19 protein-coding genes are annotated in these 20,766 nt (G+C 67.3%); 6 read left to right on the top strand and 13 right to left on the bottom strand.

The genetic code is table 11. The features are described from left to right. Window positions 1-28: 28 nt before the first annotated feature. From HWX08_RS00495 to HWX08_RS00480, 4 genes are all read right to left on the bottom strand, one after another. Window positions 29-517, bottom strand: a complete 489-nt coding sequence (locus HWX08_RS00495; RefSeq protein ID WP_069260566.1) for a thioesterase family protein — start codon at window positions 515-517, stop codon at window positions 29-31. Window positions 518-528: 11 nt separating this feature from the next. Beyond that, window positions 529-1,494 carry an L-carnitine dehydrogenase gene (locus tag HWX08_RS00490; protein WP_069260567.1) on the bottom strand — a complete coding sequence of 322 codons (966 nt, stop codon included), beginning with the start codon at window positions 1,492-1,494 and terminating at the stop codon, window positions 529-531. 88 nt (window positions 1,495-1,582) lie between these two features. Beyond that, entirely contained in the window at window positions 1,583-2,512 is a 930-nt protein-coding gene (gene cdhC, locus HWX08_RS00485; protein ID WP_069260568.1) for a 3-dehydrocarnitine:acetyl-CoA trimethylamine transferase CdhC, read from the bottom strand. Window positions 2,513-2,591: 79 nt separating this feature from the next. Beyond that, window positions 2,592-3,545: a choline ABC transporter substrate-binding protein gene (locus HWX08_RS00480; protein WP_174920885.1), complete on the bottom strand. Its 954-nt coding sequence runs from the start codon at window positions 3,543-3,545 to the stop codon at window positions 2,592-2,594. Window positions 3,546-4,153: 608 nt separating this feature from the next. On the opposite strand from HWX08_RS00480, the gene HWX08_RS00475 reads away from it, so the two are divergent. Further along, window positions 4,154-5,737 (top strand): isocitrate lyase, encoded by a 1,584-nt coding sequence (locus tag HWX08_RS00475; protein WP_069260570.1) that lies wholly within the window; start codon window positions 4,154-4,156, stop codon window positions 5,735-5,737. Window positions 5,738-5,906: 169 nt separating this feature from the next. On the opposite strand, the gene HWX08_RS00470 is transcribed toward HWX08_RS00475, so the two are convergent. From HWX08_RS00470 to HWX08_RS00445, 6 genes are all read right to left on the bottom strand, one after another. Beyond that, on the bottom strand, window positions 5,907-6,347 hold the full coding sequence (locus tag HWX08_RS00470) for a c-type cytochrome (protein ID WP_175911260.1): 441 nt from the start codon (window positions 6,345-6,347) through the stop codon (window positions 5,907-5,909). 101 nt (window positions 6,348-6,448) lie between these two features. After that, window positions 6,449-6,949 (bottom strand): c-type cytochrome, encoded by a 501-nt coding sequence (locus HWX08_RS00465; RefSeq protein WP_174920886.1) that lies wholly within the window; start codon window positions 6,947-6,949, stop codon window positions 6,449-6,451. Beyond that, window positions 6,946-7,482, bottom strand: coding sequence for a methylamine dehydrogenase light chain (locus tag HWX08_RS00460; RefSeq protein ID WP_069260573.1), 537 nt, complete (start codon window positions 7,480-7,482; stop codon window positions 6,946-6,948). The genes HWX08_RS00465 and HWX08_RS00460 overlap by 4 nt, the downstream gene beginning before the upstream one ends. 39 nt (window positions 7,483-7,521) lie before the next feature. After that, window positions 7,522-8,148, bottom strand: coding sequence for a methylamine dehydrogenase accessory protein MauD (gene mauD / locus HWX08_RS00455; RefSeq protein ID WP_069260574.1), 627 nt, complete (start codon window positions 8,146-8,148; stop codon window positions 7,522-7,524). Further along, the gene (locus tag HWX08_RS00450; RefSeq protein ID WP_174920887.1) at window positions 8,145-8,699 is read right to left on the bottom strand and encodes a MauE/DoxX family redox-associated membrane protein; all 555 of its coding nucleotides are present in this window, start codon (window positions 8,697-8,699) and stop codon (window positions 8,145-8,147) included. Before HWX08_RS00450 ends, mauD begins: the two co-directional genes overlap by 4 nt. Window positions 8,700-8,706: 7 nt before the next feature. Then, on the bottom strand, window positions 8,707-9,864 hold the full coding sequence (locus HWX08_RS00445) for an amine dehydrogenase large subunit (protein WP_174920888.1): 1,158 nt from the start codon (window positions 9,862-9,864) through the stop codon (window positions 8,707-8,709). A gap of 244 nt (window positions 9,865-10,108) precedes the next feature. On the opposite strand from HWX08_RS00445, the gene HWX08_RS00440 reads away from it, so the two are divergent. The 5 genes from HWX08_RS00440 (at window position 10,109) to HWX08_RS00420 (ending at window position 16,185) form a co-directional block, all read left to right on the top strand. Continuing rightward, a complete protein-coding gene (locus HWX08_RS00440; RefSeq protein WP_174920889.1) occupies window positions 10,109-11,071 on the top strand; it encodes a helix-turn-helix domain-containing protein in 963 nt (320 codons plus the stop codon). A gap of 131 nt (window positions 11,072-11,202) precedes the next feature. Then, window positions 11,203-12,147 carry a GlxA family transcriptional regulator gene (locus HWX08_RS00435; RefSeq protein ID WP_174920890.1) on the top strand — a complete coding sequence of 315 codons (945 nt, stop codon included), beginning with the start codon at window positions 11,203-11,205 and terminating at the stop codon, window positions 12,145-12,147. Between the two features lie 496 nt (window positions 12,148-12,643). Then, a complete protein-coding gene (locus HWX08_RS00430) occupies window positions 12,644-14,356 on the top strand; it encodes a M36 family metallopeptidase (protein WP_174920891.1) in 1,713 nt (570 codons plus the stop codon). A 79-nt stretch (window positions 14,357-14,435) separates the two neighbouring features. Further along, window positions 14,436-15,689: a M20/M25/M40 family metallo-hydrolase gene (locus tag HWX08_RS00425; RefSeq protein WP_174920892.1), complete on the top strand. Its 1,254-nt coding sequence runs from the start codon at window positions 14,436-14,438 to the stop codon at window positions 15,687-15,689. A 127-nt stretch (window positions 15,690-15,816) separates the two neighbouring features. Next, window positions 15,817-16,185 (top strand): YbjQ family protein, encoded by a 369-nt coding sequence (locus tag HWX08_RS00420; RefSeq protein WP_174920893.1) that lies wholly within the window; start codon window positions 15,817-15,819, stop codon window positions 16,183-16,185. Window positions 16,186-16,373: 188 nt separating this feature from the next. On the opposite strand, the gene HWX08_RS00415 is transcribed toward HWX08_RS00420, so the two are convergent. The 3 genes from HWX08_RS00415 to HWX08_RS00405 all read right to left on the bottom strand — a co-directional run bounded on the left by HWX08_RS00415 (window position 16,374) and on the right by HWX08_RS00405 (window position 20,667). After that, window positions 16,374-17,624: an MFS transporter gene (locus HWX08_RS00415; RefSeq protein WP_174920894.1), complete on the bottom strand. Its 1,251-nt coding sequence runs from the start codon at window positions 17,622-17,624 to the stop codon at window positions 16,374-16,376. A 167-nt stretch (window positions 17,625-17,791) separates the two neighbouring features. Then, a complete protein-coding gene (gene cysS / locus HWX08_RS00410; protein WP_174920895.1) occupies window positions 17,792-19,204 on the bottom strand; it encodes a cysteine--tRNA ligase in 1,413 nt (470 codons plus the stop codon). Window positions 19,205-19,527: 323 nt separating this feature from the next. Beyond that, complete coding sequence (locus HWX08_RS00405; RefSeq protein WP_069260583.1) at window positions 19,528-20,667, bottom strand: porin; 1,140 nt, start codon at window positions 20,665-20,667, stop codon at window positions 19,528-19,530. Between the last annotated feature and the right edge of the window lie 99 nt (window positions 20,668-20,766).

Genomic DNA, 20,766 nt, shown 5'->3' with positions numbered 1-20,766 from the left:
GCGCTCCGCGGTTGAAGGTGCGCGCCGGCTAACGGCGCGGCGGCAGCCCGATCACGCGGCCCGCATACGCGGGCGCCGCGCAGTCGCGCTGCAATGCGTGCAACTCGGCCACGTGTGCGGCCACGTCGTCGTCGAACGGCGCGGACTTCGCGCCGTCGCGCGTATCGACGTGCAGCAGCATCTGCTCGCTCGCCGATACCGGATCGTCGCGCCCGGGCGCGAACAGTTCGAGATACAGGTGCAGCCGCTTCGCGTCGTGCGCGAGCACGCGTGCATCGACGCGCACCGGTGTGCCCTCCTTGATCTCGTGCAGGTAGTTCACATGCGCTTCGAGCGTGTAGACCGAGCGGCCCCGCTCGCGACGCGCGGCGTCGTCGAGGCCGATGCGATCGAGCAATGCATCGGTCGCGAAGCTGAAGATCAGCAGGTAGAACGCATCGCGCAGGTGGCCGTTGTAGTCGACCCATTCGGGCCGCACCACGTCGCGGTATATCGTCAGCGGGGTATCGCCCGTCATCGCTTTCGCCCTCAGTCTTCGAATCGCATCCCGTGCCGCGCCTTCACCGCGGCGATCGACTTCAGCACCTCGGTGATGCACTCGTCGCGATAGCGTTCGAGTTCCTTGATGCTGCGCGTGCCCTGCTGTTCGGTCGTGCCTTCGACGACGCGGTCGATCAGCGCATCGGTGAGCGTGGGCGCGACCAGCTTCGTCCACGGCAGTTCGAGCGCGGGGCCGAACTGCTGCATGAAGTGTCGCATGCCCGCGTCGCCGCCGGCGAGCGTGTAGGTCAGGAACGTGCCCATGAACGACCAGCGGATGCCGGCGCCGAAGCGGATTGCATCGTCGATCTCGCCGGTCGTCGCGACGCCTTCGTTGACGAGGTGCAGCGCCTCGCGCCACAACGCTTCGAGCAGCCGATCGGCGATGAAGCCCGGCACTTCCTTGCGCACGTGCAGCGGCCGCATGCCGAGCGAGCGATAGACCGCCATCGCGCCTTCGACCGCTTCCGGCGACGTAAGCGCGCCGCCAAGCACCTCGACGAGCGGCAGCAGGTACACGGGATTGAACGGATGGCCGACCACGCAGCGCTCCGGATGCGTCGCCCGTGCGTAGAAATCGGTCGGCAGCAGCCCCGACGTCGACGACGCGATGATCGCGTCGGGCTTCGCCGCGCGGCTGATCTGCTCGTGCAGTTCGAGCTTCAGCGCCTCGCGCTCGGGCGCGCTTTCCTGGATGAAATCGGCATCGGCGACGCATGCGTCGATCGTCGAAACGAAGCGCAGCCGCGCGGGATCGGCGCCCGGCGCGAGGCCGACGCGTTCGAGCGCGGGCCATGCGTTCGCGACGTTCGCGCGCAGCCGCGCTTCCGCGCCCGGCGCCGGGTCCCATACGACCACGTCGAGACCGTGCGCGAGCGCGCGGGAAATCCATCCGCTGCCGATCACGCCGGTGCCGATGGCGGCGAACGTCTTGATGTCGGTCTTCACAGCCATGTCAACGCATCCTTCAAATCAGGGGAAATCGGTGGGCGGCCGCGCCGGAGCGCGCCGCCGCTTCGTATCGATCAGGGGGCGAAACCGCTCACGCGAATTCGGCGACCGGACGGCGTTCGAGCGCACGCTCGCCGCGCGCCGGCAAGCCGAGCTTGCGGCGGCCTTCGGCCGGCGTCAGCACGCGGCCGCCGAGCCGTTCGACGATCTCTCTCGCGCGCTCGACGAGCGTGCCGTTGGTCGCATGCACGCCGCGATCGAGCCAGATGTTGTCTTCGAGGCCGACGCGCACGTGGCCGCCGAGCAGCATCGCCTGCGCGACCATCGGCATCTGCATGCGGCCGATCCCGAAGCCGGCCCAGTGCGCGCCCGGCGGCAGGTTGTCGACCATCGCCTTCATCGTGCCCGTGTCGGCCGGCGCGCCCCACGGAATGCCGAGGCACAGCTGGAACAGCGGCGGATCGTCGAGCAGCCCTTCCTTCAGCAACTGCTTCGCGAACCACAGATGGCCGGTGTCGAAGATCTCCAGCTCCGGCTTCACGCCGAGTTCCTGGATGCGCTTCGCGCCGGCGCGCAACTGCGCGGGTGTCGACACATAGATGTAGTCGCCGTCGCCGAAATTCAGCGTGCCGCAGTCGAGCGTGCAGATCTCGGGCAGCAGTTCCTCGACGTGCGCGAGGCGCGTGAGGCCGCCGACTAGGTCGGTGCCCTTGCCGAAGCGCATCGGGTCCTCGCCCGGGCCGATCTCGAGATCGCCGCCCATGCCGGCCGTCAGGTTGATGATCACGTCGACGTCGGCCGAGCGGATGCGGTCGACCACTTCGCGGTACAGGTTCGGGTCGCGGCTGCCGCGCCCCGTCTGCGGATCGCGCACGTGGCAGTGCGCGACCGTCGCGCCGGCCTTCGCGGCCTCGATCGCGGCGGCCGCGATCTCCTTCGGCGTAACCGGAATCGCCGGATGCTTGCCGACCGTATCGCCCGCGCCGGTGACGGCGCAGGTGATGATGACTTCGTGATTCATGCTGGTTGCCTCGCTTGATTCGGGTTGGGTCGCATTGCGGATGTCGGGTCGGCGCGCGCCGGGTGCGGCGCGCCAGCCGTCACAGGCCGAGATATGCCTTCACGGCCGGCAGCCCGTCCTTGCCGTCGAACGTCTTGACGCCCGCGAGCCACGGATCGAGCACCTGCGGGTTCTTCTTCAGGTACGCCTTCGCGGCGTCGGCCGGCTTCGTCTTGTTCATCACCGACTGCATCAGCTGGTTCTCGAGCTGCGTCGAGAAGCGCAGGTTCGACACGAGCTTGCCCGCGTTCGGGCAGCGCGCGATGAAGTCGGGCGCCGTCAGCGTGTACACGCGCGCTTCGCCGTAGTTCGGCCCGAACGCCGCGTCGCCGCCGGACAGGTAGTTCATGCTCAACTGGATGTTCATCGGATGCGGTTCCCAGCCGAGGAACACGACCCACTTCTTCTCGCGCACCGCGCGCTCGACCGTCACCAGCATCCCGGCCTCGCTCGATTCGACGAGCTTGAAGCCGCCGAGCCCGTACTGGTTCGTGTCGATCATCTTCTGGATCGTCGCGTTCGCGCTGCTGCCCGGCTCGATCCCGTAGATCTTGCCGTCGAGTTCCGCGCGATGCTTCGCGATGTCCTCGAACGTCTTCAGCCCGGCCTGGTATTCGTAGCTCGGCACCGCGAGCGTCGCCTTCGCGCCCGACAGGTTCGGCGGCTCGACGACGTTGATCGACTTGCTGTCGAGGAACGGCTGAAGCTGCTTCTGCTGCACGGGCCACCAGTAGCCGAGCGACACGTCGAGCTGCTTGCTCTTCAGGCCGGCGAACGAGATCGGCACCGACGCGATCGTCGTGGTCGGCTTGTAGCCGAGCGCCTCGAACACGGTCGACGTGAGCGCCGTGGTCGACGTGATGTCGGTCCAGCCGATATCCGCGAACCGCACGGTGCGGCAGGTCGCGGCCTCCGTTTCGGCGCGCGCCGCGTGCGTGAACGCGCCGGTCGCCAGCACGGCCGCGGCAAGCGCGGCGATCTTCGTCGACTTCATGGTTCGGTTCCTCCCGATGGACTCGCGGCAGCCGGTGCGCGGGGTGTGCCCGGCCTGCATCGTGGGAGTAAAAGTAACGAGCCATATTGGCCGCGAGAAGACCGCCGGCGACCTGTTCTTGACTGTTTGCGACTATGAGTGGAAACCACTAGGTTTCTTCAGAGGCTTGGTGGACGGGGTTTTCGAGCGCATTTCAGATTGCGCCGGCTTGTCCGCATGCGGCGCGTCATTGCCGATTCCGACCGCCGCTCGCCGCATGCCGGCGCCACGCCCGGCCCGTGCCGCTCGGCCGTGCCGACGAACGGATGTCACGGGCCCGTGTGAAAGTGGCCCGGCCTCCAGCAGCCGAAAGCGCGTTTCGTATTGCGGAATCCTCGTCGAATTCCCGCGCCGCCGCCTTTTCGTCGCTTGAAAACATGTTTTACATCGCAAAAATCGCAACGTATCTCATTGAAAAACCAGCAAAAATAATGTCTTATGTCTTATATAAGACATCACCAAAAGCCTGACGGGCGGCGTTACCATTCATCCCATGCAGTCCGCTTCGACAGACCTGGCGGACACGCCCAACCCGTTACTCAAACGTGCTTTGCTCCCAGGAGATTGACATGGCCCAGTATCAAGACGACATCAAGGCAGTTGCCGGTTTGAAGGAAACCCACGGCAACGCGTGGAATGCGATCAACCCCGAGTACGCCGCCCGCATGCGTGCGCAGAACAAGTTCAAGACGGGCCTGGACATCGCCAAGTACACCGCGAAGATCATGCGTGCCGACATGGCCGCCTACGACGCCGATCCGTCCAAGTACACGCAGTCGCTGGGTTGCTGGCACGGCTTCATCGGCCAGCAGAAGATGATCTCGATCAAGAAGCACTTCAACAGCACCGAACGCCGCTACCTGTACCTGTCGGGCTGGATGGTCGCCGCGCTGCGCTCGGAGTTCGGCCCGCTGCCGGACCAGTCGATGCACGAAAAGACCTCGGTTAGCGCGCTGATCCGCGAGCTGTACACGTTCCTGCGTCAAGCCGACGCTCGTGAACTGGGCGGCCTGTTCCGCGAACTGGACGCCGCCAAGGACCCCGCCGCGAAGGCCGCGATCCAGGAGAAGATCGACAACCACGTCACGCACGTGGTGCCGATCATCGCCGACATCGACGCCGGTTTCGGCAACGCGGAAGCCACGTACCTGCTGGCCAAGCAGTTCATCGAAGCAGGCGCCTGCTGTATCCAGATCGAAAACCAGGTGTCCGACGAGAAGCAGTGCGGCCACCAGGACGGCAAGGTCACGGTGCCGCACGAAGACTTCCTCGCGAAGATCCGCGCGATCCGCTACGCGTTCCTGGAACTGGGCGTGGACGACGGCATCATCGTCGCCCGTACCGACTCGCTGGGCGCCGGCCTGACCAAGCAGATCGCCGTGACGCACACGCCGGGCGACCTGGGCGACCAGTACAACTCGTTCCTCGACTGCGAAGAGCTGTCGGCCGACCAGCTGGGCAACGGTGACGTGGTCATCAAGCGCGACGGCAAGCTGCTGCGTCCGAAGCGCCTGCCTAGCAACCTGTTCCAGTTCCGCGCCGGCACGGGCGAAGCACGCTGCGTGCTCGACTGCATCACGTCGCTGCAGAACGGCGCCGACCTGCTGTGGATCGAAACCGAAAAACCGCATATCGCGCAGATCGGCGGCATGGTCAGCGAGATCCGCAAGGTGATCCCGAACGCGAAGCTGGTGTACAACAACAGCCCGTCGTTCAACTGGACGCTGAACTTCCGTCAGCAGGCATACGACGCGATGAAGGCGGCAGGCAAGGACGTGTCGGCCTACGACCGTGCGCAGCTGATGAGCGTCGAATACGACGACACGGAACTGGCGGCGCTCGCCGACGAGAAGATCCGCACGTTCCAGGCCGACGCATCGCGTGAAGCGGGCATCTTCCATCACCTGATCACGCTGCCGACGTACCACACCGCCGCGCTGTCGACCGACAACCTGGCCAAGGAATACTTCGGCGACCAGGGCATGCTGGGCTACGTGGCCGGCGTGCAGCGCAAGGAAATCCGTCAGGGCATCGCCTGCGTGAAGCACCAGAACATGTCCGGTTCGGACATCGGCGACGACCACAAGGAATACTTCAGCGGCGAAGCAGCGCTGAAGGCGGCAGGCAAGGACAACACGATGAACCAGTTCTGATACCGGCCATCGTTACGCGAGCCGCCAACCCGTCATGGGTTGGCGGTTTTTTTTTGCGACACCGCACGCGGCGTGCGCGTCACGCCCCGTCCCGCGCGCTTTCCGCGATCATGCGCACGAACGCATCGGCCCGCATCGTCCCGGCCGCGACATGTCCTGAACGAGTCGGTCAGTAGCGCTCGGCAACGCCGTCGATCCCGCGCGACTGCAACGCGCGAACGAGGCCGGCGCGCACGGTCGCGACGTCGGAAAAAGCGGGACGGCGGTGCGCGGCGACTTCGGCGGCCGTATAGGGCCGGAAGTCGCGCGGCAGCGCGTCGCGGTTCATGGTCGTGAGCACCCAGTTGAGCACGTCGGCCAGATCCTGGTCCGACAGCGCCGAATTCGATGCGCCCGGCACGCGCATCACGTACTCGCGCCCGGCCGGCAGGTGCGTGAAATAGCCGAGCGAGTTGGCCAGCGGCGGCACCTTGCCGGGAATACCGCCGCCCGTCGCCGTGTGGCAGCCCATGCAGTTGAGCACCCAGTGCTGCCGCGCGAGCGCCGCGTCGCCCGCGCCTTCGGCCTGCGCGGATGCCGCGGTGAACCCGACGAGCGCACCGCCAAGCATCAGCCGCAACGCCACGCGGCGCGACACGCTGCCGAACCGACGCACCGCCGCGCACCGCGTGCGCGGCGCGGTGTCGCCCACGGGGGCCGCGCGGGCGAGCCTCACAGGCCGAGCCCCTTGACGACGGTTTCGCGTTGCGCGTGAACGGCCGTGCCGTCCATCTCCTTCCCGCGCGCCGCGCGGATATCGGCCGCCGTGAACGGCTTCGCATCGCCGTGCTGCGCGTTCAGATCGAACACGACGTAGTTGAGCACGTGCGCGATGTCGTCGTCGCTCGCGCTCGCAAACGACGGCATCTTGAAGTTGTAGCTCTTGTCGCGCACCTTGATCGCGCCGAACATCCCGTGCAGCAGCGTCGCGACCAGTTGCGCGCGCCCCGATGCGGCCGTCGCGTACTTGCCCGGATACTCGGTCAGCGGCGGCGCGAGGCCGTCCTGCCCCTTGCCGCCCGCCTGGTGACACACCGCGCACTGCGCATCGAACAGGTTCTTGCCGGCCGGGTAATGCACGGCTTCCTGCGCGCCGGCGACGCCCGCCAGCGCGAAGGCCGCCACGGCCGTCACGCACGCGACGGCGATCTTTCCCGCTTGCTTCCGTTTCATTGCTTTGCCGCTCCCAGCAGAACCGACACCGAACAGTGATAGTTCGAGTTGCCGTTGGCCATGCACCAGTTGATGTCGTTGTTCAGCGACAGCTTGTACAGCGGCTTCTCGCGCTCGTTGCGATTGCAGAAGCACTTGCCGCACGACGTCTTGCCGCAGCAGTCGTTGTACGACACGATGTAGTCCGAACCGTCGTGCGGGTTGCGGCACGTGCCGATCCACGTGATCGGCGAAGGCGTCGTGCCCGGCGGGCAGCTGCTCGACGTGCCGCCGCAGCAACTGCACAGCCAGCCGTCGATCGCGCAGTATTTCCAGTAGTCGCAGCTCGTCGGGTCGTCGCTCGCCCCGGCTGCCGCCGCACCGGACGCCCCCGATGCCGCGTCGGCCGCATACGCGGTGCGATCGACGGGCAGGAGCGGCAGCATCGCCGACCCCACCAGCACCTTGCCGAGCTTCGCCATCGCGCTGCGCCGCGAACTGTGCTGCGCGACGCCGCGCGCCGACCGCTCGAACCATGAATCAAACAGGCCCATGTGGTTGTTCTCCAATGACGTTGAAAGTGGGTCGGCCGGTCATGCGTGCTGCGCGTGCGCGTCGTGACTGTGATCGCCGTGCACGAACTGCTGCAGCGACGCGACGCCGCGCGCCTTCGCTTCGAACAGGCTCTCGAGATGCTCGCGCGTGTTGACGAGCCCCTTCGCGCGCACGGTGCCCGTTTCGTCGAGCAGCACCGCGTACGGCAGCTTGCCGATCTGGTACGCAAGACCGAGTTCCTGGGACAGCACGTACGGGAAGCGCCCGAGGTCGTGCTTGCGCGCGAAGCGCGCGTGTTCGTCGGCATCGCCGTCGCTCGCGAGCACGATGTTGACCGGCGTCGCCTCGCTCGCCTGCAGCGACGGCAGCAGCGGCAACAGCTTCTTGCAGACCGGGCACGTCGGCGACAGGAAGAACAGCAGCGTCGCGTTGCCCGACGCGTCGATGCCGCCGACCTTCACCCGCGCGCCGCGAATGTCGGTCAGCTCGAACGTCGGCGCGATCGCGCCGACCGCCGGCCCCTTGTCGATCATCAACGCGCCGGCCGGCATGATGCGTTCGTACAGGATGCCGATCTGGCGCACCAGTGCGAGACAGATCGCGCCGAGCGCGAGGACGGCCACCCACAACAGGGCGGTGGAAACGGTGAGAGCGGTTTGCATCATGAATTCCTCAGATGGGAAAGGCGCGGGACGTTGGCGAGCAGCACGTCGACGGTGAGCAGCGCGCAGACGATCAGCAGCACGGAAAAGAACAGCGTCAGGTAGTCGAACCACACGACCGCGCGCGCACCCGGTTCGACGAACGCGGTCGCGGCCAGCGCGGCGAGCAGCAGCGCGCGCCCGACGTGCAGCCAGCCGATGCCGCGCGGTGCGTCGGCACGCGCCGCCGCGAAGCCGGAACAGCCGCAGTCGATGTCGGTGTGGCCGCGCAGGAGATTGATCGCGATCGCGGCGGCGAACGCCGCGAGCAGCGCGATCAGGCCGATCGCGCCGGCCATGCGCGTATCGGGAAACAGCAGCGCCGCGGCGCCGACTACTTCCGCGAGCGGAATCGCGAACGCGACGGGTGCGGTCAGTGCGTCGGGCAGCAGCCGGTAGCCGGCGAGTGCCCGACCGAACGCGGCGGGCCGGCGCATCTTCGCGAACGCGCCGAGCAGCACGACGGCGGCGGCGCCGGCCTGCGCGCTGGTGGCCAGTACGGGATCGAGTGTCATCGCGGCCTCACGGGTTGACGAGCAACGACGACGTGTTGCCGATCTGCTTCTCGACGTGCTGCAGCGTGCCGGTGCGCGCATCCATCACGACGAGGTCGGAGGTCGCCGTCAGCCCGTAGAACAGCGGCCGGTCGTCGTCGCTGACCTGGATCGACACGAGCGGATCGACCTTCTGCTGCGCGAGATCCCAGCGCGCGACGCGCTGCCGCGACTTCAGGTCATACACCCAGACCTGCATGCCGGGGTCCTTGTGCGAGCCGTCACCGCCCTTGTGCATCAGCACGTAGTAGCGGTTCAGCTTCGCGTGCACGGCCGTCTGCTGCATGCCGCCCGGGCGCCAGCCTTCGGCGCGCTCGGCGTCCGTCAGCAGTGCCCACGGCTTGCCGAACGCCGGCTTGTCGCCGCTGAAATCCGCGTCGAGCACGTGGCCGCCGTACGTCGTGAACAGATAGCGGCCGTGGTAGCGCGACGCGTTCACGAACGCCGGATCCTTGTCGACGTCGATGAACGCGTCCGACATCGCGCGCTTCGTCTCCTTGCCGTTCGCATCGAGCGTGACGGTCAGCGCCTTGCCGCTTTCGCACAGTGCGGTGAAGCGGTCTTTGCCCGACGGATACGCGAGCACGCAGGCGGCCGTGTCGATTTCCGACAGCACCTTCTTCGACACCGCGTCGATCACCGTCACCGATGCGGCCGGCGTGATGTTCGCGACGTACAGCCGCTTGCCGTCGGCACTGAACGCGGTGTTGTACGGCGACGGCACGTGCTGCGCATGCTTGGCCGGAATTACGATCTCGCCGGCATGATCGAGCGTCGTGTTGTCGGTCAGCTCGACGACGTCGGTGCGCGTGCCGTGCGACCCGCGCGAGAAGTAGGTCGTCGCGACAAAGCTCGTCCGGTGGTCCGGCGCAATCGCGAAGCCGGGGCCGAAGCCGCCGTCGATCTGGCCGAGCAGCTTCTTCGCATCGGCGTCGTACACGTAGATGCGCCCGTCGGTCATCGACGGCATCGAGATGTCGACGATATAGACCGCGTGCGGATGCCACGGCGGCATCTTCTGCACGACCAGTTCCTCGGGCTTTTCCGTCGCGCTCGCACTGCCCGCCCATGCCGCCGCGAACGCCAGCGTCGCCGCGAGCATCGCGGTTCGTCGCCTTGTCCTCATGTCGCCTCCAGTTGGGGAATCACGTTGTGTGGGGCGACTGTAGTTCGACAATAAATCCGGTCAGCACCCGGACCGGCACCGCGTGCGTGCCGATTCGGGATATTGGAAAACCGCCTGAAAGCCGCGCCGGCCGGACGCTTCCGACCCTCTGACGCAGGCGCGCGGAATAGCGCTCCCCCGTATTGCGCCGACCGCGCGGTCGGTTTAATCTTGCGCGGTCCCGATCGACACACCTGGAGGCGCCGTGTTCGTGTTTCACGAGAGGTTCGACAACGCGGACAGCCATGCCGACGCGCTGCGCGGCTGGAACCAGCGCTACGACCAGATCGGCGCCGGCGTGTATCGCAGCGCGGTCAAGCACGCGGTGCTGGACGGCGTGCAGTTGTTCCAGGAAGCTGCCAACGTGCGCATCATCCAGCGTGGCCGCCTGCCGCACGACCATACGGTGTTCGGCATGCCGCTCACCGGCTCGGGCGCGTTCGCATTCGGCGGCGCGCGCGTCGAACGCGGCACGATGGTGATGGCGCGCGGCGGCGCACCGTTCGAGCTGCATTCGCCCGACGACATGTCGCTGGTCGGCGTCGTCGCCGACGCCGAGCTGATGCAGCAGGTCGAGGATGCGGCCGATGTCCGGCTCGACGAAGCCGCGTTGCGGCGCGGCGTGGTCGACATGCCCACCGCCGTGCTGATGCGCGCGAGCGTGCAAATCGCCACGCAGCTCGAGCGCGTGCTGGCGGCGCCCGATGCGTACCGCGACGCACGCGCGCAGCGTGAGCTGCGCGGCGAGGTCGGCAACGTGCTCGTCGATCTCCTCACGTACCGGATACCCGAACCGACGAACCGTCTCACGCATGCGTGCCGCGCCGACATCGTGCGCCGCGTGCACGACTACGTGATCGACCACCCCGAAGCGCCGGTCGACGTGCTGAGCCTGTGTGCGCAACTGCGCGTGAGCCGGCGCACGATGCAGAACAGCTTCCAGTCGGTCGTGCAGACGAGCCCGCTGCATTACGTGCGCTCGCTGCGCCTGTCGCAGGTGCGGCGGATGCTGCTCGACACGCGGCAGGCCGACCTGTCGATCAGCGACGCGGCCGCGCGCTGGGGCTTCATCCACCTCGGGCATTTCGCGAACGCGTACAACGCGCAGTTCGGCGAGTTGCCGTCGACCACCGCGCGCCGGTCCGCGCGCGGCGCAAAAACGCGCTGACGCCGCGCAAAACCCGCGATAATCTCCGCCTGACCGTTCGGCGCGCGCGAGCCGGCCGCGGCGCGGCGCATGCGCGTGCGCCCGCCGCCCCGCATGCTGCACGACGCCACCCGACTCCATCCGCTGCCCCAATGCCCGAGGATTTCCACTTCCTGCTGCTGCCCGGCTTCTCCGCGCTCGGCTTCATGTCTGCGGTGGAGCCGCTGCGCGTCGCGAACCGCTTTCGCAGCGAGCTTTACCGCTGGCACGTAATCAGCGCCGACGGCGCGCCCGTCGCCGCGAGCAACGGCATTCCGGTCGCCGCCGAAGCCGCGTGCGCGGACGTCGGCAACGTCAATACGGTGTTCGTCGTCGCGGGCTTCGATCCGCTCGTGTGCTACACGCGTGCGATCGGCGACTGGCTGCGCCGCCAGCACCGTCATGGTGCAACGCTCGGCGGCATCGACACGGGCAGCTTCGTGCTCGCGGAAGCCGGGCTGTTCGACGCGTCGCAGCCGCTCACGCTGCACTGGGAAGCGCTGGCCGCGTTCCGTGAACGCTATCCGGGCCTGAACGCGACGCAGGAGCTGTTCGAGATCGACGAGCGGCGCATCACGTGCGCGGGCGGCACCGCGTCGATCGACATGATGCTCGACCTGATCGGCCGGCGGCACGGCGCCGATCTCGCGGCAGCCATCTCCGAGCAGTTCGTCGTCAGCCGGATCCGGCAGCGCTCGGACAGCCAGCGGCTCGAAATCGCCGCGCGCTACGGCGTGCACAACCGCAAGCTGATCCAGGTGATCGGCACGATGCAGCGGCACATGGAAAATCCGCTCGGCTCCGATGCGCTCGCGCAGGAGGTGTCGATCACGCGGCGCCAGCTCGAACGGCTGTTCAGCGCGACGCTGAACGACACGCCGACGCATTTCTACCTGAACCTGCGGCTCGACCGGGCGCGCGAACTGCTGCAGCAGACCGACATGAGCATCACGTCGGTGTGCGTCGCGTGCGGGTTCGAGTCGCCGTCGCATTTCTCGCGCACGTATCGCGCGCGCTTCGGCCTGAGCCCGCGCAGCGACCGGCGCGCGACGCGCTGATCGTCGTCGGCATTCGGCACAATCCGGCGCGGTATTGCACGTTCCGGCGGCGTTTGCCGCCGCTCGCTGAACAATGCCGGCGATTGATCGACGGACCGAAGCGGTCGTCGAAAATAATTTGGAATGTCGTTGAAAATATTCTGTAACATACCAAAAAAAGTTAGATAGGCTCCCTAACGACACGCGTACGCGGCTCGCCGCGCGCCGCACGTCTCGCCATGCGGGCCATCAACCGATATCCGTCCGATCCGAGGGGTATGACATGACGATGCTCGATTCGCCGTCGCCGCACCTGCCTGCCGTCCGCTTCTCCATCCGCTCGCCCCGCTCGTCACCCGCCTGTTTTCCTTCGACCTGACATTTAGGGTTCCTTAGTCAGTCGACGCTCCCCACACCGCTTCGCCGCACCGGTTCCATCGAGCCGGCGCGCGGGCCGTGTCGTGCCTGCGCGCCACGAACGCGCGGGCGTGTCCAACCGTTGAGATGAGGATCACGTATGCAGACATCACGCAAAGCATTGCCGCTCGCCCTGGGTCTCGCGCTCGGTTTCGGCATCGTCGGCGGCACCGCGGCCGATACCAAGGTGTCGAATCCGCAAGCGACGAGCCTGCGCGAAAGCCTGACACGCGGCGTCGCGCCGCCGGCCGCCAGGACCGATACGGCCGCCGGGCAGTTCCGCGCGGACGGCGTCGCCGTCACGCTGTACAACCCCGCGTATCGCGCGAAGAAGGCCGCCGCGACACCCGCCGCCAGCGCGCGCGACTTCGTTGCGTCGCAGGCCGCGCAGCTCGGGCTCGACGCGAACGCGCTCGCGAGCCTCGTCGTCACGTCGGAGCGCAGCGATGCCGACTTCACCGTCGTGCGCATGCAGCAGCAGGCGGCCGGATTGCCGGTGTACGGCAGCGACATCGCGGTGACGGTCGCGAAGGACGGCCGCATCCTGTACGTCGCGAGCAACACGATCAACGGCGTGGTCGCGACCGCGCGCAAATCGCAGGCCGTCGACCAGCAGCAGGCGCTCGACCGCGCCCGCGCGTATCTCGGCGTGAGCGGCTTCACGAACCTCGATGCGCAGCTCGTCGCGTTCGTCGACAAGACCGGCACGCATACCGCGTGGAAAGTGCGCGGCCGCCCGAACGACGGCCCGAAGGGCGACTGGGAACTGCTGATCGACTCGGGCAGCGGCGAAGTGCTGCGCGCCGAGGACAAGGCGTTCTACGCGACCGACGGCACCGGCTTCGTGTTCCGCCCCGATCCGCTTTCGCCGACGAAGAGCAGCTACGGCAGCACCGGCTACAAGGACGCCAACGACGCCGATTCGTCACAGCTCACCGCCGCGCGCGTGCGCGTGACGTTGAAGGACATCGCGCAGTCGGGTTCGCGCTACACGCTGACGGGCCCGTACGCGGCCTGCGTCGATTTCGATGCGCCGCTCGACAAGGCATGCCCGACGCAATCGACACCCGCGTTCGAATTCACGCGCGGCAACCTGTATTTCGAAGCGGTGAACGCGTATTACCACATCGACACGTTCCTGCGTTACGTGAACCAGACGCTCGGGATCAAGGCGCTGCCGTACCAGTACACGGGCGGCGTGCAGTACGACCCGCACGGCGAATCGGGCGACGACAACTCGTCGTACTCGTCGAGCAGCGGGCGGCTGACGTTCGGTCAGGGCGGCGTGGACGACGCGGAAGACGCGGACGTCGTGATTCACGAACTCGGCCACGGCATCCACGACTGGGTGACGAACGGCGGCCTGTCGCAGCAGGAAGGTTTGTCGGAAGGCACCGGCGACTATCTCGCCGCCGCGTACAGCCGCGACTTCAACCAGTGGAGCCCGTCGGATGCGCAGTACCACTGGGTCTACAACTGGGACGGGCACAACGAGTTCTGGGGCGGCCGCGTGACCAACTGGAACGTCGGGCGCACCTATGCGCAGGCCCGCGGCGCGGAGATCCACACGGCCGGTCAGTACTGGGCGTCGTGCAACCTCGTCGCGCGCGACGCGATCGGCGCGCAGGCGATGGACAAGGCGTTCCTGAAAGGGCTGTCGATGACCAACAGCTCGACCAACCAGAAGGCCGCCGCGCAGGCCGTGCTGACGGCGGCGTCCGCGCTCGGCTACAGCAACGCGCAGCTCACCGCGATCGGCAACGCCTACAACAAGAGCTGCACGTACGGCGTGACCGTTCCGCAGAAGTCGTAATACCGCAGCAGGCGGGAGCACGCTGCACGACCTGCGGCGCGCTCCCTTCATCGACATCGCCATCCTCACGAGATCGACCATGCCTACTCTGAAACCGACCCACCTGAGCGCCGCGCTGGGCGGCATGCTGCTGAGCGCCGCCGCGCACGCGGCACCCGTCTGGATCACGCTCGGCGACACCGCGTTCCGCCAGCTTCAGCGCATCGACGCAAGCGCCGCCGCGCAGTACAGCACGACCGTCGACGCCGGCAAGACGGCCGACGGCACCGCACGCCGCGAGACCGTTCACGTCGTCGAGATCGACGCTGCGCGACTGGGCGATCTCGCCCATGCCGTCCACCATACGCGCGGCCACGGGCCCGGCTACGTCGTGCACGATTCGTTTGACGAAGCACGGCAAGCGCTGCAGCCGTTGCCGGCGACGCTCGCGAAACAGGCCGCGGCGCCCGCATACAAGGTTGCGAACGCGCCGCAGATCGGCACGTGGATCCAGCAGCTTCAGGCCAGCAACATCGTCGGCACGATCACGTCGCTGTCCGGCTTCACGAACCGCTACTACACGACGTCGCACGGCGTCGCCGCATCGGACTGGCTCGCGTTGCAGTGGAAGCAGCTGGCGGGTTCGCGCGCCGACATCACCGTCGAGCAGTTCGCGCACACGGGCTTTCCGCAGAAATCTGTGATCCTGACGATCCGCGGCAGCGATCCGGCCGCGGGCACCGTCGTGCTGGGCGGTCACCTCGATTCTACGGTCGGCCGCACGACGGAGAACACGCGCTCGCCCGGCGCCGACGACGACGCGTCGGGCATCGCGAGCCTCACCGAAGCGCTGCGCGTGCTGCTCGCGAACAACTACAAGCCGAAACGGACGATCAAGTTCATCGGGTACGCGGCCGAGGAAGCCGGCCTGCTCGGCTCGAAAGCGATCGCGAAGCAGTTCCGCACGCAGAACGCGAACGTGGTCGGCGCACTGCAGCTCGACATGACGAACTACAAGGGCGATCCGAAGGATATCTACCTGATCACCGACTACACGAACGCCGCGCAGAACACCTATCTGACGAACCTCGCGAAGACCTACCTGCCGGAGCTTGCGATCGGCACGTCGCAGTGCGGGTATGCGTGCTCGGATCACGCGTCGTGGAATGCGCAGGGGTATCCGGCGTCGTTCCCGTTCGAGGCCGACCAGAACGACAGCCCGTACATCCATACGGTGAACGACACGCTGGAGAACTCGGACCGGCAGGCGAACCATGCGCTGAAGTTCGGCAAACTGGCGCTCGCGTACGCGGTCGATCTCGGCGGAAACGGCAGCGCGACCGCCGGACGTTGATCGGGGCACGGCCGGGTGCGGCACAACGGGCGCGCGTCGAAGGCGCGCCCGTTCGAGCCCGGCCGGGCCCGTTCGCCGTTCCGGATAGAATCGTCATTCGTTCACTTCCGCCACACGGTGTCACGCGATGACCGATCTCTCCCGCTCAATCGACGACCTCTCGCCCGAGCGTGTCACGACCGCGTTCGATCTGCCCGGCCATACGACCGTCCGCTCGCTCGGCGTTGCACAGGGCATCATCGTGCGCTCGCGCTCGATCGTCGGCTCGTTCGGCGCGTCGCTGCAAACGATCTTCGGCGGCAACATCACGCTCTATACGTCGCTGTGCGAGAAGGCGCGCCAGCACGCGTTCGACAAGATGCTCGCCGACGCGCGCAAGCTCGGCGCGAATGCGATCGTCGCGATGCGCTACGACTCGACCGAGATCGGCTCGGGCGTGACCGAAGTCATCTGCTACGGCACGGCCGTGCAGGTCGCGCGCGACGCCGGCGCCTGAGCGTCGACCGTTGCGCGCCGGCCGCACGTACGAGCGCGACGATCACGAGCATCGCCCCCGTCAGCGACAGCAGAACCAGTGCGCCGGCGCGCGTATCGCCGAGCAGCCCCCAACCGATGCTCGTCCCGACACCCTCGTGCAGGCTCGTCAGCCACGCTCATCGGACGTGAAACCGCGCCGGCACCGCTTCAACGCTCCCGTTCGAGCGACGTCATGTTCCGCAGTTGCGGAAACAGCCGCATCCACGCGAGCGCGACCAGGATCGTCGCCGTGCCGCCGACGACGATCGCGGCCGGTGCGCCCCACCATGCGGCCGTCACGCCCGACTCGAATTCGCCAAGCTGGTTCGACGTCCCGATGAACAGCGCGTTGACCGCGCTCACGCGCCCGAGCATCTCGTCCGGCGTCCGCAACTGCACGAGCGACAGGCGCACGACGACGCTGACCACGTCCGACGCGCCGAGCGCGGCCAGCGCGACGAGCGACAGCGCGAAGTGCCGCGACAACCCGAACACGATCGTCGCGATGCCGAACGCGATCACGCCGCCGAACATCGCGCGGCCCGGCCGCCCCTTCAACGGAAAGCGCGTGAGCCACAGCGTGCCCGCGAGCGCACCGACCGCGGGCGCCGCGCGCAACGCGCCGAGCCCCCACGGGCCGACCTGCAGGATGTCGCGCGCATAGATCGGCAGCAACGCGGTCGCGCCGCCGAACAGCACCGCGAACAGGTCGAGCGACAGCGCACCGAGGATCGCCGGTTCGCGCCGGATGAACGCGATGCCGGAAAACACCGAGCGCAGCGTGACCGGCTCGCGGGCCGGCGGCGCGCTGCGCAGCGGAATCGTGCCGCTCAGCACCGCCGCGATCGCGAATGCCGCGACGCTCGTGCCGAACGCGGCGGGCGCGCCGATGCCGTACAGCAACCCGCCGAACGCCGGCCCGAGGATCTGCGCGGCCTGGTTCGCGGACGTCGACAACGCGGTCGCGCGCGGCAGGTCGGTGCGCGGCACGACGGCCGGCAGCAGCGACGACACCGACGGCGACTCGAACGCGCGCGCGGTGCCGACGATCGCCGCGAGCGCATACACGGCCGGCGCGGCCAGCCACCCTTGCACGGCGCCGACCAGGAACACGCCGGCGGCCAGTGCCTCGACGCCCTGGCAGATCGTCGCGATCCGACGGCGGTCGTAGCGATCGGCCACCTGCCCGACGACGAGCGTCAGCGCGAACATCGGGACGAACTGCGCGAGGCCGACGAGGCCGAGTGCGAACGCGCTATGCGTGAGCGCATACACGTACCAGCCGATCGCGACCGACAGGATCTGGAAAGCCAGCGAAGACATCACGCGCGTGCCCCAGAAGCGCCGGAACGGCGCGTGGCGGAACAGGTTCGCGGGGAGCGGGGATAACGGAGCGGAGTCGGGCACGGGGGCGGTCATCGAGGTCTGGGCGATCGACGCGGCGCACCGCCGCCGTTCGGGAACGGCGATGCACGCCGATGCGTGCGCGCGACGACGGTGCAAACGCGAATAAATCGCGATGATATGCCAGGCGCGGCAAACGGGCCGTGGGCGAGACCACCGACGATGCCGGTGGCCCGCGCACGTCACCGCGTCGGGTCGCCCGTCTCGGTCGGGCCCGTGGCGATGGCGGACACGCATTGACCTTCCGCGGTGTCCTTGACATGCCACCCTTCGGCGCTCAACGCGCGCCGGATCCGGTCGGCTTGCGCCCAGTCCTGGTCCGCCCTAGCGCGCTCGCGCGCGTCGAGCAGCGCACGCACGTGTTCGGGAACGTCGGGCGCAACCGGCCGCCATTCGCGCAAACCGAGGCCGAGCACGGCGTCGAAGCTGTCGACGGTCGCTTTCAGCGTCGCCGCCGGCAGGTCGCTCCTGACCAGATCCCACAGCACCGCGAGCGCCCTGGGCAGATTCAGGTCCTCGTTCAGTTCCGCGTCGAAGCGCGCGGCGAAATCCGCATCGACGCGCCCGCCGTCCGGCCAGCCGGCATGGAGGTGCCGCAGCCGGTTCAGCGCGGTTTGCGCGGCGTCGAGCGACGCCCACGTGAAATGCAGCTTGCTGCGATAGTGGGCCGTCAGGCACAGGTAACGGTACGCGAGCGGATCGACGTGCCGGCGCTGCAACGTCTGCAGCCGAACGAATTCGCCGCTCGATTTCGACATCTTCGTATCGGCGTCGAGCGTCAGGAAGTGCCCGTGCATCCAGTAGTTCGCGAGCTGCGTGCCGTGGGCCGCGCGGGTCTGCGCGATCTCGTTGCTGTGATGCACGGCGATGTGATCCTCGCCGCCGCAATGGATGTCGAACAACGTGCCGAGATACTTCGCCGACATCGCCGAGCACTCGATATGCCAGCCCGGAAAGCCGCGGCCCCACGGGCTGTCCCATTCCATTTGCCGCTTGACGTCGGCCGGGCTGAACTTCCACAACGCGAAATCCGTGATGCTCCGCTTGCCACCCCGCGCCACCCGCTTGCCCGCCTGCAGCCCCGCGCGGTCCAGCCGCGCGAGATAACCGTAGTCGTCCTGCCGACTGGTGTCGAAGTAGAGGCCGTCGTCCGTCCGGTACACGTAGCCGGCGCGCTCGAGCGTCGCGATGAACGCGATCTGTTCGTCGATATGATCGGTGGCGCGGCACCAGACCGCCGGCTCGAGGAGATTGAGCGCGCGCCAGTCCCGGATGAACGCTTCCGTGTAGCGCCGGGCGATGGCCCACGCCGATTCGCCGGTGCGGCGGCTGCCCTTCTCCATCTTGTCCTCGCCTTCGTCCGCATCCGACGTCAGGTGGCCGACGTCGGTGATATTGACGACGTGCCGGACTGCGTAGCCGTTGCGCTCCAGCACGCGCCGCAGGAGATCCTCGAACACGTAGGTACGCAGGTTGCCGATGTGCGCATCGTCGTAGACCGTGGGGCCGCAGCAGTACATGCCGACCTGGCCGGCACGGATCGGGGTAAACGGGCGTACGGTACGCGACCAGGTGTCATACAGCGCGAGCGGCATCGAGTTTCTCCATCCCGAAAGGGGCGGTCCAAAAACAAAAAGGCCGCCTGTTTTGCATCACAGGCGGCCGGAAGGCGATTGCTTGAATGTTCAGCGAGTTCGCTGGACGCAACTTCCCCCTGGCATGTTCTGACAACATGCGCGGCGCGGCGTGGAGAGGGAAATGGCGTGATCGGGCATGCGGACGATGCTAGCGCCTATAGACGGCAACGGTCAATACCGTCGGGCGGGCGTTCGCATCCGTCAAAAAAAAAAGCGCGAACCTCGGTTCGCGCCAAAGAGAGACCTCTCGCTGAAGACGTCGCCGCCCCACCCTACGCCGATCAGAACGAATGCCGCATCCCGATCCGCACGTCGGCCTGCGTCTGCGTGGTCGACGGCGTGAAGCTGTAGCCGATCACCGCATCGACACCCTGCGACGCGCGCAGGTAGTCGCCGGAGATGTAGACATCCGTGCGCTTCGACAGCAGGTAATGCAGGCCCGCCGTGCCCTGGTTCCAGTGATGGCCTTCGAAGCGCGTGTGCTGGTAGCCGGCGATCAGGCTCAGTGCCGGCGTGAACTGGTACGAGCCGCCGCCTTCGTACACCTGCATGTGCGACGACTGGCCGAAGCCCTTGATCGTCGTGTACGAGAAGTTGCCGTCGAGCGTCAGCTTGCCGATCGTGTAGCTCGTGCCGATGCCGAACGTGCCCTGGCTGTCGACGTCCATCGCGGTGTTCGAGAACAGGTCGGTGCGCGCGCCGGTCGCCGGATCGACGGTGACGGTCTGCTGGCCGAGGAACGTGTGCGTGCCGATCATCGCGTACGGGTCGAACGCATAGATGCCGTTCGGGTTGTTCAGGCGCGTGTACGCGGCACCGATCGAGAAGTCGCCCTTCGTGAAGCTCGCGCCCGCGCTCCATGCGCTGTTCCGGTGGAAGTTGCCCGCGACGTTGCCGAACGAATACATCGCGCCGAACTTGAAGCCGTTGAGGTCGTTCGACAGGAACTTCACCGAATTCGGCAGGCGGTCGCCGTTGAAGCGGTCGAAGTCGCCCTGGTGGATCGCATAGCCGCTGCCCCACGCCGAGATGTTGTAGATCGACACGAGTTCGTTCGTGATGTCGAGCTGGTTGCCGAACGACAGCGTGCCCCAGTCGTTCTGCAGGCCGACATACGCCTGTCGGCCGAATTCGGCGCCGCCGAAGCCGAGTTGCCCGTTGCCGAGGCGGAAACCGCTCTCGAGCGTGAACACGGCCTTCAGGCCGCCGCCGAGGTCTTCGGTGCCCTTGAGGCCGAAGCGGTTCCCGTACGCGACGCCGTCGTCGAACTTGACCACGTGCGAGCCGCCCGTGTTGTTCACGTACGTAATGCCCGCGTCGAGAATCCCGTACAGCGTCACACTGCTCTGCGCATGCCCGATGGCGGGAATGCAGGCCGCGCATGCAAGCGCGGCGGCTACGGCAACTTTCGTGTGCTTCATTGTCGACCACCCTCCCTGAACCGTTCGATGGATAGAATCTCGTCCCGGCGTGTGCCGCGATGCACCGGTGGATTCGAATTCAGACCGCCCGCTGGCTTC

The sequence above is a fragment of the Burkholderia metallica genome, from assembly GCF_902832845.1.
GTDB classification, from domain to species: domain Bacteria; phylum Pseudomonadota; class Gammaproteobacteria; order Burkholderiales; family Burkholderiaceae; genus Burkholderia; species Burkholderia metallica.
The sequence above is the reverse complement of the archived record's forward strand: the minus strand, read 5'-3'. Positions and strand labels throughout refer to the sequence as shown.

Coding starts and splice junctions, on each gene's coding strand:
- HWX08_RS00495 (WP_069260566.1), bottom strand. CDS start 517: ATGACGGGCGATACCCCGCTGACGATATACCGCGACGTGGTGCGGCCC.
- HWX08_RS00490 (WP_069260567.1), bottom strand. CDS start 1,494: ATGGCTGTGAAGACCGACATCAAGACGTTCGCCGCCATCGGCACCGGC.
- cdhC (WP_069260568.1), bottom strand. CDS start 2,512: ATGAATCACGAAGTCATCATCACCTGCGCCGTCACCGGCGCGGGCGAT.
- HWX08_RS00480 (WP_174920885.1), bottom strand. CDS start 3,545: ATGAAGTCGACGAAGATCGCCGCGCTTGCCGCGGCCGTGCTGGCGACC.
- HWX08_RS00475 (WP_069260570.1), top strand. CDS start 4,154: ATGGCCCAGTATCAAGACGACATCAAGGCAGTTGCCGGTTTGAAGGAA.
- HWX08_RS00470 (WP_175911260.1), bottom strand. CDS start 6,347: ATGCTTGGCGGTGCGCTCGTCGGGTTCACCGCGGCATCCGCGCAGGCC.
- HWX08_RS00465 (WP_174920886.1), bottom strand. CDS start 6,949: ATGAAACGGAAGCAAGCGGGAAAGATCGCCGTCGCGTGCGTGACGGCC.
- HWX08_RS00460 (WP_069260573.1), bottom strand. CDS start 7,482: ATGGGCCTGTTTGATTCATGGTTCGAGCGGTCGGCGCGCGGCGTCGCG.
- mauD (WP_069260574.1), bottom strand. CDS start 8,148: ATGATGCAAACCGCTCTCACCGTTTCCACCGCCCTGTTGTGGGTGGCC.
- HWX08_RS00450 (WP_174920887.1), bottom strand. CDS start 8,699: ATGACACTCGATCCCGTACTGGCCACCAGCGCGCAGGCCGGCGCCGCC.
- HWX08_RS00445 (WP_174920888.1), bottom strand. CDS start 9,864: ATGAGGACAAGGCGACGAACCGCGATGCTCGCGGCGACGCTGGCGTTC.
- HWX08_RS00435 (WP_174920890.1), top strand. CDS start 11,203: ATGCCCGAGGATTTCCACTTCCTGCTGCTGCCCGGCTTCTCCGCGCTC.
- HWX08_RS00430 (WP_174920891.1), top strand. CDS start 12,644: ATGCAGACATCACGCAAAGCATTGCCGCTCGCCCTGGGTCTCGCGCTC.
- HWX08_RS00425 (WP_174920892.1), top strand. CDS start 14,436: ATGCCTACTCTGAAACCGACCCACCTGAGCGCCGCGCTGGGCGGCATG.
- HWX08_RS00420 (WP_174920893.1), top strand. CDS start 15,817: ATGACCGATCTCTCCCGCTCAATCGACGACCTCTCGCCCGAGCGTGTC.
- HWX08_RS00415 (WP_174920894.1), bottom strand. CDS start 17,624: ATGACCGCCCCCGTGCCCGACTCCGCTCCGTTATCCCCGCTCCCCGCG.
- cysS (WP_174920895.1), bottom strand. CDS start 19,204: ATGCCGCTCGCGCTGTATGACACCTGGTCGCGTACCGTACGCCCGTTT.
- HWX08_RS00405 (WP_069260583.1), bottom strand. CDS start 20,667: ATGAAGCACACGAAAGTTGCCGTAGCCGCCGCGCTTGCATGCGCGGCC.